Origin of the sequence: Ensifer sp. PDNC004, from assembly GCF_016919405.1 — a bacterium.
Lineage (GTDB): Bacteria > Pseudomonadota > Alphaproteobacteria > Rhizobiales > Rhizobiaceae > Ensifer.
Genome location: NZ_CP070353.1, coordinates 2,668,905 through 2,682,801, shown reverse-complemented (window position 1 = coordinate 2,682,801; position 13,897 = coordinate 2,668,905). Strand labels below are relative to the sequence as shown.

The window sequence follows — 13,897 nt, the reverse complement described above, 5'->3', positions numbered from 1 at the left end:
AAATCGATGTCTCAGTTCACCGTTACGGGCTTCGAGCGCATGCGCGCGACGGTTTCGCGTTCGGCGCGCTTGCAGCGCATCGGCGGCAGGCCGCGATCCATCAGGTCCATGTCCTCGAGCACCATCTCGCCCATCTTCTTGAAGGCGCTGTCGAGCGCGCCGGCGCGATGGGCCGAACGCAGGAAGCCCGGCAGGCGGCGAACAGGATGGTCGAGCGGCAGGGGCTCCTGCGGAAAGACGTCGCTCGCCGCCACGATATGGCCGCGTTCGACCGCGGCGATCAGCGCATCGAAATCGACGACGCCGGCACGGCTGAGCAGAATGAAGGCAGCACCGGGACGCATTCGAGCATACGCCTTCTCGCCAAGGAAGCCTTCATTCTCGCTGGTCACGGAAGCGACGACGAAGACGAAGTCGCTCTCGCCAAGCACGGTGTCGAGCGATGCCGGTTCGACGCCGTTGTCCCGCAGGATCGAAGCCGGCATCCAGGGGTCAAAGACGCGGATCTTCGCCCGGAAACCGGAGAGTACGCGGTTCAAGGCCTTGCCGAGATCGCCAAAGCCGATGATGCCGATCTCGGCGCCGGAGAGAAGGCGTGCCGAGCGGTTGCCGTCGCCGCCCCAAAGTTCGCGCCCCTCGCGGAAAGCAAGGTCGGCGTCGACGACGCCGCGGGCGATATTGAGCGCCATGGCGAGGCCGAGTTCCGCCACCGGCTCGGCAAAGACCTGTCCGGTCGTCACCACATGGATGCCGCGCTCGAACAGCACCTCATAGGGCATGTTGTTGATCAGGTTGCTTTCGACGTTGAGGATCGCTTTCAGCTGGCCCATGCGCTGCAGGGTGGCGTGGTCGAGTGGCGGCTGGCCGATGATATAGTGAGCGTTGCCGAGTACCTCGTCGCCAAGGCTTGCGATATCCTCCGGATCCGCTTCGACAATGCGGTAGCGGCGATGCAGGTCCTTGAGGGCTTCCGGTGTGAAGATGAGATCGAGCGTGCGTGGTGCGGGTACACTGATGGCAAGCGGCCGGTTGTCGGGCATGGTTCCTCCCACTGCCTGTTTCCTTTGATCATGTCGATCGGAGGATAAGAACATGCAGGAGTTCAAAGTGCTACAGCGACCTTTGCGCGGATGCCGGGCGCTGCAGACGGAGGATGCGCCCGTCTAGCCGAGGCGAGGAACAAATCCCCCGCTTGCCAACTGGCGGCGGTCTTGGTGATTGCCTTCGGACGAGCAGGCTTGCCCAGTTTTTGCTTAGTAACCGAGGCCACGCTTCTGCCGATAGAGCGACGGCGGCAGGTCGCTGCCCTGGAACACCGGCCCGTCGCCACGGCGGCAATTGTAGATCGTGTCGTAGACGGGACCGCCGCGGGCCGACGATTCGAACGGATAGTTGCGGTCGACAAAGGTCTGCTCGCAGACGGTTTGGTCGCCACCGCCGTTCAACGGATCCATCTGTCGCACGCCCGGCAGGTCCCGATAGGTCTGTGCGGGCGCCGGCACGGCCGTCAGCCCGATCGCCAGTGCGAGCGTGGAAAGAGCGAGGGCGGGTTGAAAAGACGTCATCGTCAGGACTTTCAAAGGGCATCCGGCGGGCGGAACGTGACAACGGTATCGCCGACGCCAAACTTGCGCTATAGGCCACGTCACTGCGTTTGATCTGGGGATTTTCGATGGCGAATGCAATACGGTTCCATGAAGGCGATATTTCCGCAGCCGACGCCGACCGCTATCGAGGCGCAATCGCGATCGACACGGAAACGCTCGGCCTCATCCCCCGTCGTGATCGTCTTTGCGTGGTGCAGCTGTCATCGGGCGACGGAACGGCTGACGTGATCCGCATCGCCTCCGGCCAGAAGGAGGCGCCGAACCTCGTCGCCATGCTTGCCGATCCGGCCCGCCAGAAGATCTTCCATTTCGGCCGCTTCGACATTGCCGTCCTCTTCCATACCTTCGGGGTGACGACGACGCCGGTCTTCTGCACCAAGATCGCCTCGCGGCTGGCCCGCACCTACACAGATCGCCACGGCCTCAAGGACAACCTCAAGGAAATGCTCGACGTCGACATTTCCAAGCAGCAGCAATCGTCCGACTGGGCAGCAGAGACCCTGTCTCAGGCGCAGCTCGAATATGCCGCCTCCGACGTGCTGCACCTGCATGCGCTGCGCGACAAGCTGACGGCGCGCCTCATCCGCGATGGTCGCATGGAGCATGCCGATGCCTGCTTCGCGTTCCTGCCGACGCGCTCCAAGCTCGACCTGCTCGGCTGGGACGAGACGGATATCTTCGCCCACAGCTGAGCTGCGTTGGGCGGCTACGGCGTCAGGTAAAGGACGACCGCATAACGCGCGGCCTTGCCGATGGTGACGAACAGCAGGAACAGCGGCAGCTTCATGCGCAGCAATCCGGCGACCAGCGTCAGTGGGTCGCCGATGACCGGCAGCCAGGAAAGAAGCAGCACCGGCTGGCCGTAGCGGGCAAAGAGCGCCTCTGCCTTTTGCCGGTTGCCCGGCGAAACCGGAAACCAGCGGCGTCCCTCGAAGCGGATCAGGAAACGCCCGAGCGCAAAATTGACGACGGCACCGAGCACGTTGCCTGACGTCGCGGCGATGAAAAGGGCAGGGCGGCTCGTTTCGCCGTGCAGGGCGGCGGCGACGATCGCGGCTTCCGACATGCCGAAAAGCAGTGTTGCCGACAGGAGTGCCGCGGAAAAGACGCCGGCAAGAATTCCGAAATCCAGGATCAGCTCCTGTCCGTATGGCCGAGATCGCGCTCCGGCTCGATGATGTCGCGGATGCGCTGCTTCAGTTCCTTGGGGCCGGGAAAACCGCCGTCCCGCTTACGCTCCCAGATGAGCGCGTCATCGACGCGGATCTCGAAGTTGCCGCCGGTGCCGGGAATGAGCGCCACTTCGCCGAGCGACTGCCCGAAGGTCTGCAGCAGTTCCTGCGCGATCCAGCCGGCGCGCAGCAGCCAGTTGCACTGGGTGCAGTAGAGGATGGTGATGCGCGGCTTCTGGTCCATCGGTGTCTCGGATGTGCTTCGGGCGGCGACCATAGCGGTCGCCTCAGTTGGAAACAACTGCGATCCGGGAGCTCATGCTCACGCTGTGCTCACATGATTGTCAACCAATTTAGTCATGTTTTTATCGGCGGATAGCTTGCTTTGCGTGGGCGTCGCGGCGAGACAATGCGGCATTGCACAAATTGTCGCACCAACCGCCGGAGAGGCTCCTTAATGACCGACGTCACCGTTTCCAGTTCCCGCCCGCGCGCCATCCTGCCGGCGCTGGAAAAGATCTATCTGCCGCTCAATACATCCGCCGAAACGCTGTTGCGTGTGCTCGCCGGCGCTCTGCTCGCGGTTCACGGTTTTGGCAAGATCACCAATCCCTTCGGCGCGATCGGCATGGTCGAGGGCCTCGGGTTCTATCCGGGCGTCTTCTGGTCGCCGCTTCTCGCCGCGACCGAGTTCTTCGGCGGCATTCTGATCGCGATCGGTCTGTTGACGCGCCCCGCCGCCTTTGCCGGCATGATCGTTCTGCTCGTCACCGTCTACTTCCACGGCATCGTCCAGGGTGAGGGGCTCTTCGGCGCGGAGAAGTCGATTCTCTGGGCAGCGATCCTGTTCTTCTTCGCCATCCGCGGCGCCAACAGCCAGTCTGTCGACGCCAAGCTCGGCAAGCAGTTCTGATCGAACGAACGACGGTCGGACAAACGGGGAGGCGGTGAAAAACCGGCCTCCCCGTTTTCGTCTGGCTGGCAGCGAGGCTTCCGCCGTCGCTGATCGCTCAGGCGCTTTCCTTGGCCGTAACGCTGCGAATGGTCATCCGGTGTACCTTGCCCGACCGGTCCTGCCAGTCGATCGACTGGCCGACGGAGAGCCCGATCAGCGCCGCGCCGACAGGTGTCAGCACCGAGATGCGGCCGGCCTCGATATCGGCCTCGCCGGGATAGACGAGCGTCACCTGCTTGGCAAAACCGTTGTCGGCCTCGAAGGCGACGGTGGAGCCCATCTGCACGCTATCGGCGGGCAGCGCGCCGGGCGTGCCGACGCGGGCGCGGTCGAGTTCGGAGAGCAGTGCCTCGGCCACATCAGGCATGCGCTCGAGCGCGGAGGAGGCGAGCGCCGTCAGCCGCTTGTGGTCTTCGGCGTTGATGATGATCGGGGGAAGTTTCTTGCGGGTTGCCGCCATGATGGGACCTGACACGTTCAATCGAAGCGCACGACAGGGCGCAATCGAATAGGTTTTCTGGAGATTAGGCGCTCGTTCAGCCGCGCTCGGAAATTTCTTCTGCCGACGCGAAAGGCTCCCCTGACCCGGAGAGCGCAAGCGTCCGGGCTGGGGTCAGGTTCCTGCGATCGGGCACACCCGGAAGCAGCAATGAGAAGAAATCATCGGCATCATCATGCCCCAAGGGTCGGAAAGTTCGCTCCCGAAGTCAAGGCCCGCATGGACCCGTCGGCATCATCGCATCGCCATGTGGCCTCTTGAACAGTGGCCGCGCTCGTGGTCAATCTCCACGGTCGATGCAAAGGGAATGCGATGATGCGGGTGCTGGTGGTTGAAAACATGGCGAAGACCGAGCTTGGCCAGGTCGGCACGGCGCTTCGCGAGGCAAAGGCCGAGATCGAGATCTGCCGCGCCTATCTTGGCGAGGCCGTTCCCGAAACACAGGAAGGCTACGACGCGCTTGTGGTGCTCGGCGGCGAGCAGAGCGCACTCGACGACGCCGCCTATCCCTATCTGCCTGAGCTTGCCGCGCTGATGCGCCGCTTCGGTGACAGCGGCCGTTCCGTGCTCGGGATCTGCCTCGGCAGCCAGCTTCTCGCCCGCGCCTATGGGGGCCGGAACCTGCTGGGCGAGGCCAAGGAATTCGGCTGGTGTGAGGTGCAGGTGCGCGGCGAAGGTGCCGAGGACCCGGTCCTTTCCAGCGTTGGCGAGCGCTTCCCGATCTTCCAGTGGCATGGCGACACTTTCACGCTGCCCGAAGGGGCGGTCCATCTCGCCGAAAACGCCGTTACCCGGCATCAGGCCTTCCGCATCGGCCGTGCCGCCTACGGCACCCAGTTCCATTTCGAGGCGGACACGCACCTCGTCGAAGACTGGAACCGCGCCTTCCCGGACACGATCAAGCGGCTCGATCCCACCTGGCTTGCGCGCTACCATGAACACGCCGCGCGCCACGGCCGGCAGGCGGATACCGCGGGCCTGGCTCTTGCCCGGGCCTGGGTCGCGACGATCATCCGCCAGCAGGGCAGCGCGGCAAATGAGGAACCGGCGTTGGAGGAGATTAGCGGATGAGCGAGGCACGAAACGGCGGCTGCTTCTGCGGCAGGATCCGCTATCGGTTGAAGGCAGCGCCGATGTTCGTCAATTGCTGCCATTGCAGCGATTGCCAGCGCCAGGTCGGCAGCGCCTTCGTCGTCAACGGCGTGATCGAGCGTGACAACATCGAACTTACCGGAGGCGAGCCGGTCGTCGTGACGCTTCCGACGGACAGCGGTCGCCCGCATGACGTCTACCGTTGCGCCGAATGCCAGACGGCGCTCTGGAGCGACTACGGCCGGCGCGGCTGGCTTTCCTTCGTCCGGATCGCAAGCCTTGACCACCCGTCGAACTTCCCGCCGGACGCGCATATCTTCACCCGCTCCAAGGTTCAGTGGCTGTCGCTCGAGGGCGGCGCGCCGGCCTTCGAGGTCTACTACGACATGAAGACCATGTGGCCGCCGGAAAGCCTGGCACGGCGCGCGGCCGCGGAAGCGAAGGCAAAAGCGTGACAGCCAGCGAACGCGACAAGATGGCAGCCGGAGAATGGTACTCCTGCCTCGTCGACGAACTCGAGGCGCTGCGGATGACGGCGCGTATTGCTGTCCATCAGCACAACACCATGCCGCCGGCGGAGCGTGGAAACATGGCGTCGGCGCTGCGGGAGCTGTTCGGTGCCGTTGCCGATGACGTCTTCATCGAGGCGCCGTTCCATTGCTCTTACGGCATCAACATCCACCTTGGCGGCCGCGTCTATCTCAATGCCGGCTGCACGATCCTCGACAGCGGCCGCGTGGCGATCGGGGCGGGGACGATGCTGGGGCCGAACGTGCAGATCTATTGCGCCGAGCACCACAGGGATGCCGTGCTTCGCGGCCAAGGCCTCGAAGTCGCCAAGCCGGTGACGATTGGTGCCGATGTTTGGATCGGCGGCGGCGCGATCATTCTCGGCGGTGTCACGATCGGGGATGGCGCGATCGTCGGTGCGGGCTCGGTGGTGACGAAGGACGTGGCGGCCGGCGCCGTGGTCGCCGGCAACCCGGCGCGGCCGCTCCGCGGCGTGTCTACGTAACGCGATTCAGGAGGAATGATTTTTGATGACGAATGAGATGAAGACGATCCATGTGCGCCCGGCGCGGCCAGAGGATGCACCTGCGTTGTGCGCTTTCCTCAACGAGATCATCGCGATCGGTGGCACCACCGCCCATCAGACGCCGTTCACGCCCGAGAGCTTCGTGGCGCATTATCTCGCCGGCCCGGGCTTCGTCAGTTGTTTCGTCGCCGAAGACGAGGCGGGTGAGCCTTGCGCCTTCCAGGCGCTTGACCAGTGGGACGGCATACCGCAGGATTGGGCCGACATCGGCACGTTTTCGCGCCCCGACAACAAGGTGCCCGGCGCCGGCACGGCGCTCTTTAATGCCACTTGCGACTTCGCCCGCTCGATCGGCCTGAAAGCCCTCAACGCCACCATCCGTGCGGACAACGTCAGCGGGCTCAGCTATTACGGCAAAATGGGTTTCGTCGACTACAAGGTCGACAAGGCGGTGCCGCTGAAGGACGGGCAGTTGGTGGATCGCATTTCGAAGCGGTACGTGCTTGAGGACGGATGAGGCGAGCACTGCCGCTCTGGCAGCGCCACCCTCCCGGTCTTCATCGCCGGGCCTGAAGTTCAGTCCGGAGAGGCAGCTGACATCATAGGGTGGATCGGTCTTGAGGAGATCGGCCCACGCCTTGGTGAGAGGCGTCGGCGATAAAAGAGCGCCGACGCTCGCAAAGGGCACCTCTTGAAAGCGTGCCGCTCTAACGGCTGCTTCTGTTCACCATGGCAATGATCGTCTCGTAAAGCTCGTCCTGAGCCTCGTCGGCGGTGATTTCGCCCGTCGCTGCAGCGTGGGACAAGCCATCGGCTGCACCGAGCATTGCCCAGAAACCGGCCTGTGCGATGCCCCTCTGCCCGATGAACGGGCCCAGCACCTTTCGGCACTTTTCGATATAGACCAGCTGATAGTCCCGTTTGACGGCCGCAAGCTCGGGCGAGCCGGCGAGGGCCGCCAGCACGCCGGGCATCTCGCGGCCCTGCGTGAGCACGCAGTCGACATAGGAGGCGGCAATCGTCCTGACTGTCGCTTCCAGCGTTGGGTCGCTCGCGGCAATGGCAGCGTCCATCACCACCGTCTGGCGCACATCAAAATCCTGGTACAGCGCGGCGAGCAGTCCGTTGCGTGTTCCGAAATGATCATAGACGACCGGCTTGGCGACGGCCGCTTCCTCGGCCAGGCGCGGCAGCGTCAGCACATCGGTCCCTTCCTCGCGCACGAGCCTCCAGGCGACGTCCAGCAGCTGGCGTAGCCGCTGCTCGCGGGTGAGGCGAACGCGTTTGGCGGTGACCGTGTCTCTTTCCATGGTGCTTGACATCATTATATACCAAAAGTAACTTACCTTAAGTATATAGAAGATATCTCCCAACCGCAACCATCCGCCTCCTCACGGGCGGCGGCCCAAGCGGCATGCCGACGCGTGCCGTTTGCAAAGGATTAGTGCCCAATGACTGACGTCTCACTCCCTCACTCCCAAGGCCGAAGCGCATGGCTCGGCCTCATCGCCGTGCTGCCACTGGTCCTCATCGTGGCCATGGATGGCTCCATCCTCTATCTCGCCATGCCGCGCGTGACCTCGGCTCTCTTACCCACCGCCGACCAGGCGCTCTGGATCCTCGATATCTACGGTTTCGTCGTCGGTTCGCTGCTGATTGCCTTCGGCAATATCGGCGATCGTTACGGCCGATTGAGGCTGATCATGATCGGCGCGGTGATCTTCGGTGCTGGATCTCTTGGTGCCGCCTTTTCGCAGTCGCCCATGGTGCTGATCGCCTCGCGGGCACTGATGGGGCTCGGCGGCGCGACATTGCTGCCCTCGGGGCTCGCAATCGTCAGTGCGCTGTTTCCGGATCCGCGACTGCGGGCGCAGGCGATCGGCATCTTCGCTGCCACCTTTGCGGCCGGCTTCGCCATCGGTCCGGTGATCGGCGGCATCCTTTTGCAGCGGCTCGAGTGGGGCGTGGTGTTCCTGATCAACGTTCCCGTCGTGCTCGGCTTCCTGGTCGCCGCACCCATTCTGCTTCGCGAGGTGCGCTCCACGACCTATGGCCGCATTGACCTGCCAAGCCTTGTCCTGTCCTTTGCCGGTATCCTGCTCACCACCTATTCGCTGAAGACCGCGGCCGCCTACGGCTTCACGCCGCTCCAGACGCTCTCCGGGATCGTCGGCGTCCTCGCCATCGCGTTGTTTCTTCGCAGGCAAACGCGGATCGCCTATCCGCTGCTCGACCTCGGCCTGTTCCGGGACCGCATCTTTTCCATCGCCATTCTCACCGGCCTCCTGCCGCTGGTCGTCTGGTCGGCGGTCGGTTACCTCTCGGGCATCTATCTGCAATCGGTTCTGGGCTTCGATGTTTTTACCGCGGCACTTTTGACCTTGCCGGGCGCTGTCGTGCTGATGGCGACCTGCGTCGGGACGGCGCGCATCGTCGATGCGGTCGGCCGCAAAAGGGCGCTTGTCGCCACGCATCTCCTGATCGCAGCCGGCCTCTCCCTGCTGCTTTTCACGAGCACCGAAGCGGGCGTGGCAGCGCTCATCGCCTCGACGGTGGTTGCGGGCATCGGCTACGGCCTCTCCTTCAGCCTCGTCGCCGAGATCGCCGTGTCGGCCGTGCCTGCTGAACGCGCCGGTGCCGCGGGCTCGATCGCCGAAACCAGCAACGAACTCGGCAACGCGCTTGGCATCACGCTGCTCGGCTCACTGGCCGCCCTCAGCTTCCGCCTGCTCGGCCCCGGCGTCGCCGGCACGCTCAACGAAACCCTTGATAAGCCGGACCTTGCTTCCGAAGCGGTGCTGCAGGCCAAGGACGCCTTCCTCACCGGCCTCCACATCGCAGCCGGCGTCGGCGCATTGTCGCTGCTCGCATTGGGTATCATTGCCTGGCTCTGGCTGCCGAAGAAGCTGCCGGAATAGGTTTGGCGAGGTAACGGGCAGCTGCGACTGGTGGCCACAAACCAAAAAGGGCGACCCGAGGGCCGCCCTTTCAAACGTAGAAACATGTGGCGCTACCGCTTATTCGTCGCCCATCTTGAGGGCGGCGATGAAGGCTTCCTGTGGGATTTCCACCTTGCCGAACTGGCGCATGCGCTTCTTGCCGGCCTTCTGCTTTTCGAGCAGCTTGCGCTTGCGGGTGGCGTCGCCGCCGTAGCACTTGGCAGTCACGTCCTTGCGCAGCGCCGAGATGGTTTCGCGGGCAATCACGTTGCCGCCGATGGCCGCCTGGATCGGGATCTTAAACATGTGCTTCGGGATCAGCTCCTTGAGCTTCTCGCACATTTCGCGGCCGCGCTTTTCGGCTGCCATCCGGTGCACCATCATCGACAGCGCGTCGACCGGCTCGCCGTTGACGAGGATCGACATCTTCACAAGGTTGCCTTCCTTGTGGTCGGTGATCTGGTAGTCGAACGAGGCATAACCCTTGGAGATCGACTTCAAGCGGTCGTAGAAATCGAACACGACTTCGTTGAGCGGCAGGTCGTAGGTCAGCATCGCGCGGGTGCCGACATAGGTCAGCTCGATCTGGATGCCGCGGCGGTCCTGGCAAAGCTTCAGGATGCCGCCGAGATAATCGTCGGGCGTCAGGATCGTCGCGCGGATCCACGGCTCATGGATCTCGGCGATCTTGACGACGTCGGGCATGTCGGCCGGGTTGTGCAACTCGCGTTCCGAGCCGTCGGTCATGAACAGCTTGTAGACGACCGAAGGCGCGGTCGCGATCAGGTCGAGGTCGAACTCGCGCTCGAGACGCTCCTGGATGATTTCGAGGTGCAGCAGGCCGAGGAAGCCGCAGCGGAAGCCGAAGCCGAGTGCCGCCGACGATTCCATTTCGAACGAGAACGAGGCGTCGTTGAGGCGCAGCTTGCCCATCGCCGAGCGCAGGTCTTCGAAGTCGGCGGCATCGACCGGGAAGAGACCACAGAACACCACCGGCTGCGCCGGCTTGAAGCCCGGCAGTGCGGTTGCGGTCGGGCGCTTATCCTCGGTGATGGTATCGCCGACGCGGGTGTCGGCCACTTCCTTGATCGAAGCGGTGATGAAGCCGATCTCGCCTGGGCCGAGCGCATCCATCGCGACCATCTTCGGCGTTAGCACGCCGACACGTTCGATCGTGTACTTGGCGTCGGTACCCATCATGCGGATGGTCATGCCCTTCTTCAGCGTGCCGTCGATGATGCGCACCAAAACCATGACGCCGAGATAGGTGTCGTACCAGCTGTCGACCAGAAGGGCCTTGAGCGGTGCCGCATCGCCGCCGTCGCTCTTCGGCGCCGGCAGCTTGGTGACGATCGCTTCGAGCACGTCGGGGATGCCGAGGCCGGTCTTGGCGGAAATCAGCACGGCGTCGGACGCGTCGATGCCGATCACTTCCTCGATCTGCTCCTTGATGCGGTCCGGTTCGGCCGCCGGCAGGTCGATCTTGTTGAGCACGGTGACGAGTTCGTGGTTGTTGTCGATCGCCTGGTAGACGTTGGCGAGCGTCTGGGCTTCCACGCCCTGGGACGCGTCGACGACAAGCAGCGAGCCTTCGCAAGCCGACAGCGAGCGCGAGACTTCGTAGGCGAAGTCGACGTGGCCAGGGGTGTCGATCAGGTTCAGCACATAGGTTTCGCCATCATTGGCCTTGTAGTGCAGGCGCACCGTCTGGGCCTTGATGGTGATGCCGCGCTCACGCTCGATATCCATGCTGTCGAGCACCTGCTCGGACATCTCGCGCTCGGCGAGGCCGCCGGTGGACTGGATCAGCCGGTCGGCAAGCGTCGACTTGCCGTGGTCGATGTGGGCCACGATCGAGAAGTTGCGGATATGCGAAAGGGGCGTCTTCGAAGATGTTGTGCTCATGGGCCGCATATAGCAGTGCCTTCAACTGCCGCAAAGCGGGAAATGAAGGCTTCGTTCACTATAAATCAGGCTATTCGGCACTCGCCTCCGCATCGACGAGCGCGCCGGCATTGGGCACCTGCGCACTCCTGATCTCGAAGCTCTCGCGCTCGGCCGCCGGCACCTCATCGCGTTTGCGCAACCTGAGCAGCACGAAGAAGGCATAAAGGGCGGCAACGACCATCGCCGCATAGATGAACGTGCGCTGCCCGAACACCGGTGTCAGCAGCGTTACCAGCATCGGCACGACGGTTGCGGCGATCGACCAGGCGACCAGCATGGTGCTGGCAAGCGGCACGAAATCGGCCGGATCCGTGCGGTCGTTGGCGTGCGCATTGGCGATCGAATAGACGGTCTCGACCGCACCGGCAAAGAGCGCAAAGACCAGCATGAGCAGGAGCAGATTGCTGAAGGAGGCCGACAGCGCGAAAAAGCCGGCAGCAAGGATCAGCAGGCACGTGCCGATCAGCACCAGGCGCCGGTCGATCCGGTCCGACAGCGTCCCCATCGGATACTGGATGGCGATGAGGCCGAACTGCATGACGAACATCAGGTTGGCGACGTCGCCCTGGCTGACATTGTTGGCGGCCGCATAGATCGGCGTGAAGCCTTGCACCACCATCGAAAGGCCGCCGGCGGCGAGTACGCCGATGAAGGCGACGGGGGAATTGCGCCAGACCATCGGGATGTCGATGCTGACCTTGGCCGGCTCCGGCGGTGTCGGCAGGCGCGTAAGCCCGATCGGCAGAAGGGCAAGGGCGGTGAAGAAGATCGTGATGAGCGGCGGCAGGTTGCCATCGGCCGGGATCTGCCCGAACAGCCAGGCGCCGGTGCCGAGCCCGATGACATAGGCCATGTAGAACAGCGCCATCGCCTTGCCGCGCCAGTGGTTTTCGCTCGCATGGTTGAGCCAGCTCTGGGCGATGATGAAATTGGTGTTGCCGGATGCGCCATAGAGGCCGCGCGCAAGCACCCACAGCAGCGGATGCATGCCGAGCGCGATCGTCAGGGCCGAGAGGATGACGAGCGCCATCGAGCAGGAAAAGGCGCGCGCATGGCCGACGCGGCGGATCATCGGCCCAGCGATGACGCAGCCGATCAGTCCGCCAAAGGCAATCATCGTGACAGCAGCCCCCGGCACCCAGTCCGGTGCGTCCGAGCGCGTCAGCGCGAAGGGCACATAGGCGAGCATCATGCCGTTGCCGATCGCGACCGCCGTCATCGAGGCGACGATGCTGGCGATCGAGGTCAGCGAGGAGGGCTGCTTGGTCATGTCCAACCTGTCGATGGAGGCCGCCCGTGCGGGTGCGCCGGCGTGATGGATGAGGGCCGTCTAAAGTATTGAAGTGAAAGCTTTTCTCGTTTCAGCGCCCGAAGCCGCCACCATAGCCGAAACACCCGTGTCGCGCTGTCGCCAATGCGGCATCGCATGCCTGTATTTTCAGTCTTTCTCAGTCTTGACTCCACTATATAAGAAATGCAATCTCAAATAATGGAAAACGTGACTGCCCCCCTCGAACATGCCATCGGCGAGCGCATTCGCACGCTGCGGACGCAACTGAACCTGACGCTCGACGAGCTCGCCTCAAGCTCCGGCGTCAGCCGGGCGATGATCTCGCGCATCGAGCGCGGCGAGGCGAGCCCGACCGCCCAGCTTCTTGCCAAGCTTTGCAGCGCGCTCTCGACTACCCTTTCTGCGCTCTTTGCCTTCGAAGCCGAGGAGGCATCACCGCTTGCCAGGCGCGCCAATCAGCGGCTCTGGCGCGATCCGGAATCCGGCTATCTGCGCCGCTCCGTCTCCCCGGACGGTCTTGGCTCGCCGATCGATATCGTCGAGGTCGAGTTTCCGCCCGGTGCCCGCGTCGTCTTCGAGCGGCAACCCTCTGATCGCGGCATCACCCAGCATCTCTGGCTGTTTTCCGGGCGGCTCGAAATGACGACCGCATCCGGCTTCCATTCGCTCGAGCCTGGGGACTGCCTGTTCATGGGGCTGGAAGCGGGCCACATCTTCCATAACCCCCACGATGAGCCGGCTCACTATGCCGTCATCCTCTGCCGCACCAAGGTTTGACCATGTCCGATATTCAGATCCGCCTGCTCGATGAAGCCCAGACCCGCGAGGCCATCCCGGCGCTTGCCGAGGTGCTGTCCGATTGCGTCGAGGGCGGCGCCTCGGTTGGTTTCATGCAGCCCTATCCGCCGGAAGCGGCACTCGCCTACTGGCGAGGCGTCGCCGAGGCGGTTGCCGGCGGTGAGACGCTGCTGATGGTTGCCGAGGTTGCCGGCCGCATCCTCGGTACGGTGCAGGTCGGCGTCGCGCAGATGCCGAACCAGCCGCATCGCGGCGACCTGAAGAAGCTGCTGGTGCATCGCGACGCTCGCGGCAAAGGCCTGGCGCGCCGGCTGATGGACGCGGTCGAGCGCGAGGCTGCTACTCGTGGCAAGACGCTGCTGGTGCTCGATACCGCGACCGGCAGCGATGCCGAGGCGATCTATCCGCGCCTCGGCTGGGAGCGCGTCGGAGTCATCCCGGATTATGCCATGTGGCCGGAAGGCGGCCTCTGCGCCACGACGTTCTTCTACAAGCGGATCGCGGCCTAGAGCAGTTGCATTGGTGGGATTTTCCGCTCTCCTCGGTTTAACCGGAGGACTA

The 13,897-nt window shown here is 63.8% G+C and carries 17 protein-coding genes; 9 read left to right on the top strand and 8 right to left on the bottom strand.

The annotated features are described in order from the left end of the window. Positions 1 to 11: 11 nt before the first annotated feature. Positions 12 to 1,040: a hydroxyacid dehydrogenase gene (locus JVX98_RS21345; RefSeq protein WP_205237348.1), complete on the bottom strand. Its 1,029-nt coding sequence runs from the start codon at positions 1,038 to 1,040 to the stop codon at positions 12 to 14. A 213-nt stretch (positions 1,041 to 1,253) separates the two neighbouring features. Continuing rightward, positions 1,254 to 1,565, bottom strand: coding sequence for a hypothetical protein (locus JVX98_RS21340; RefSeq protein WP_192448158.1), 312 nt, complete (start codon positions 1,563 to 1,565; stop codon positions 1,254 to 1,256). Between the two features lie 107 nt (positions 1,566 to 1,672). Between JVX98_RS21340 and JVX98_RS21335 the strand changes: the two genes are divergently transcribed. Beyond that, complete coding sequence (locus JVX98_RS21335) at positions 1,673 to 2,299, top strand: ribonuclease D (RefSeq protein WP_192448157.1); 627 nt, start codon at positions 1,673 to 1,675, stop codon at positions 2,297 to 2,299. Positions 2,300 to 2,313: 14 nt separating this feature from the next. Here the strand turns inward: JVX98_RS21335 and JVX98_RS21330 are convergent, their stop codons facing one another. Both JVX98_RS21330 and JVX98_RS21325 read right to left on the bottom strand, forming a co-directional pair. Then, entirely contained in the window at positions 2,314 to 2,658 is a 345-nt protein-coding gene (locus JVX98_RS21330; RefSeq protein ID WP_205239497.1) for a YqaA family protein, read from the bottom strand. Positions 2,659 to 2,741: 83 nt separating this feature from the next. Beyond that, positions 2,742 to 3,023, bottom strand: coding sequence for a SelT/SelW/SelH family protein (locus tag JVX98_RS21325; RefSeq protein WP_205237347.1), 282 nt, complete (start codon positions 3,021 to 3,023; stop codon positions 2,742 to 2,744). 213 nt (positions 3,024 to 3,236) lie between these two features. On the opposite strand from JVX98_RS21325, the gene JVX98_RS21320 reads away from it, so the two are divergent. Continuing rightward, entirely contained in the window at positions 3,237 to 3,692 is a 456-nt protein-coding gene (locus JVX98_RS21320) for a DoxX family protein (protein WP_029742404.1), read from the top strand. Positions 3,693 to 3,789: 97 nt separating this feature from the next. Here JVX98_RS21320 and rnk read toward each other — a convergent pair whose 3' ends face one another. After that, entirely contained in the window at positions 3,790 to 4,194 is a 405-nt protein-coding gene (gene rnk / locus JVX98_RS21315; protein WP_205237346.1) for a nucleoside diphosphate kinase regulator, read from the bottom strand. A gap of 354 nt (positions 4,195 to 4,548) precedes the next feature. Between rnk and JVX98_RS21310 the strand changes: the two genes are divergently transcribed. Genes JVX98_RS21310 through JVX98_RS21295 form a run of 4 tightly spaced genes read left to right on the top strand, consistent with a single transcriptional unit; the run spans position 4,549 to position 6,878 of the window. Continuing rightward, positions 4,549 to 5,304, top strand: coding sequence for a type 1 glutamine amidotransferase (locus tag JVX98_RS21310; protein WP_192448332.1), 756 nt, complete (start codon positions 4,549 to 4,551; stop codon positions 5,302 to 5,304). Then, the gene (locus JVX98_RS21305) at positions 5,301 to 5,780 is read left to right on the top strand and encodes a GFA family protein (protein WP_192448154.1); all 480 of its coding nucleotides are present in this window, start codon (positions 5,301 to 5,303) and stop codon (positions 5,778 to 5,780) included. The genes JVX98_RS21310 and JVX98_RS21305 overlap by 4 nt, the downstream gene beginning before the upstream one ends. Continuing rightward, positions 5,777 to 6,340 (top strand): sugar O-acetyltransferase, encoded by a 564-nt coding sequence (locus JVX98_RS21300; RefSeq protein WP_246764926.1) that lies wholly within the window; start codon positions 5,777 to 5,779, stop codon positions 6,338 to 6,340. Before JVX98_RS21305 ends, JVX98_RS21300 begins: the two co-directional genes overlap by 4 nt. 25 nt (positions 6,341 to 6,365) lie before the next feature. Further along, positions 6,366 to 6,878 (top strand): GNAT family N-acetyltransferase, encoded by a 513-nt coding sequence (locus tag JVX98_RS21295; protein ID WP_246764925.1) that lies wholly within the window; start codon positions 6,366 to 6,368, stop codon positions 6,876 to 6,878. Between the two features lie 190 nt (positions 6,879 to 7,068). On the opposite strand, the gene JVX98_RS21290 is transcribed toward JVX98_RS21295, so the two are convergent. Then, entirely contained in the window at positions 7,069 to 7,671 is a 603-nt protein-coding gene (locus JVX98_RS21290) for a TetR/AcrR family transcriptional regulator (protein ID WP_246764924.1), read from the bottom strand. Between the two features lie 141 nt (positions 7,672 to 7,812). On the opposite strand from JVX98_RS21290, the gene JVX98_RS21285 reads away from it, so the two are divergent. Then, a complete protein-coding gene (locus tag JVX98_RS21285; RefSeq protein ID WP_205237344.1) occupies positions 7,813 to 9,279 on the top strand; it encodes an MFS transporter in 1,467 nt (488 codons plus the stop codon). A gap of 99 nt (positions 9,280 to 9,378) precedes the next feature. Here the strand turns inward: JVX98_RS21285 and lepA are convergent, their stop codons facing one another. Continuing rightward, positions 9,379 to 11,205 carry a translation elongation factor 4 gene (gene lepA / locus JVX98_RS21280; protein ID WP_371742535.1) on the bottom strand — a complete coding sequence of 609 codons (1,827 nt, stop codon included), beginning with the start codon at positions 11,203 to 11,205 and terminating at the stop codon, positions 9,379 to 9,381. 70 nt (positions 11,206 to 11,275) lie between these two features. Continuing rightward, positions 11,276 to 12,517, bottom strand: coding sequence for an MFS transporter (locus tag JVX98_RS21275; RefSeq protein ID WP_205237343.1), 1,242 nt, complete (start codon positions 12,515 to 12,517; stop codon positions 11,276 to 11,278). A 219-nt stretch (positions 12,518 to 12,736) separates the two neighbouring features. Between JVX98_RS21275 and JVX98_RS21270 the strand changes: the two genes are divergently transcribed. Both JVX98_RS21270 and JVX98_RS21265 read left to right on the top strand, forming a co-directional pair. Beyond that, complete coding sequence (locus JVX98_RS21270) at positions 12,737 to 13,315, top strand: helix-turn-helix domain-containing protein (RefSeq protein WP_205237342.1); 579 nt, start codon at positions 12,737 to 12,739, stop codon at positions 13,313 to 13,315. A 2-nt stretch (positions 13,316 to 13,317) separates the two neighbouring features. Continuing rightward, positions 13,318 to 13,845, top strand: a complete 528-nt coding sequence (locus tag JVX98_RS21265; protein ID WP_205237341.1) for a GNAT family N-acetyltransferase — start codon at positions 13,318 to 13,320, stop codon at positions 13,843 to 13,845. Positions 13,846 to 13,897 lie beyond the last annotated feature (52 nt).

Coding starts and splice junctions, on each gene's coding strand:
- JVX98_RS21345 (WP_205237348.1), bottom strand. CDS start 1,040: ATGCCCGACAACCGGCCGCTTGCCATCAGTGTACCCGCACCACGCACG.
- lepA (WP_371742535.1), bottom strand. CDS start 11,205: ATGAGCACAACATCTTCGAAGACGCCCCTTTCGCATATCCGCAACTTC.
- rnk (WP_205237346.1), bottom strand. CDS start 4,194: ATGGCGGCAACCCGCAAGAAACTTCCCCCGATCATCATCAACGCCGAA.
- JVX98_RS21290 (WP_246764924.1), bottom strand. CDS start 7,671: ATGGAAAGAGACACGGTCACCGCCAAACGCGTTCGCCTCACCCGCGAG.
- JVX98_RS21295 (WP_246764925.1), top strand. CDS start 6,366: ATGACGAATGAGATGAAGACGATCCATGTGCGCCCGGCGCGGCCAGAG.
- JVX98_RS21305 (WP_192448154.1), top strand. CDS start 5,301: ATGAGCGAGGCACGAAACGGCGGCTGCTTCTGCGGCAGGATCCGCTAT.
- JVX98_RS21325 (WP_205237347.1), bottom strand. CDS start 3,023: ATGGACCAGAAGCCGCGCATCACCATCCTCTACTGCACCCAGTGCAAC.
- JVX98_RS21265 (WP_205237341.1), top strand. CDS start 13,318: ATGTCCGATATTCAGATCCGCCTGCTCGATGAAGCCCAGACCCGCGAG.
- JVX98_RS21340 (WP_192448158.1), bottom strand. CDS start 1,565: ATGACGTCTTTTCAACCCGCCCTCGCTCTTTCCACGCTCGCACTGGCG.
- JVX98_RS21285 (WP_205237344.1), top strand. CDS start 7,813: ATGACTGACGTCTCACTCCCTCACTCCCAAGGCCGAAGCGCATGGCTC.
- JVX98_RS21335 (WP_192448157.1), top strand. CDS start 1,673: ATGGCGAATGCAATACGGTTCCATGAAGGCGATATTTCCGCAGCCGAC.
- JVX98_RS21320 (WP_029742404.1), top strand. CDS start 3,237: ATGACCGACGTCACCGTTTCCAGTTCCCGCCCGCGCGCCATCCTGCCG.
- JVX98_RS21270 (WP_205237342.1), top strand. CDS start 12,737: ATGGAAAACGTGACTGCCCCCCTCGAACATGCCATCGGCGAGCGCATT.
- JVX98_RS21275 (WP_205237343.1), bottom strand. CDS start 12,517: ATGACCAAGCAGCCCTCCTCGCTGACCTCGATCGCCAGCATCGTCGCC.
- JVX98_RS21310 (WP_192448332.1), top strand. CDS start 4,549: ATGCGGGTGCTGGTGGTTGAAAACATGGCGAAGACCGAGCTTGGCCAG.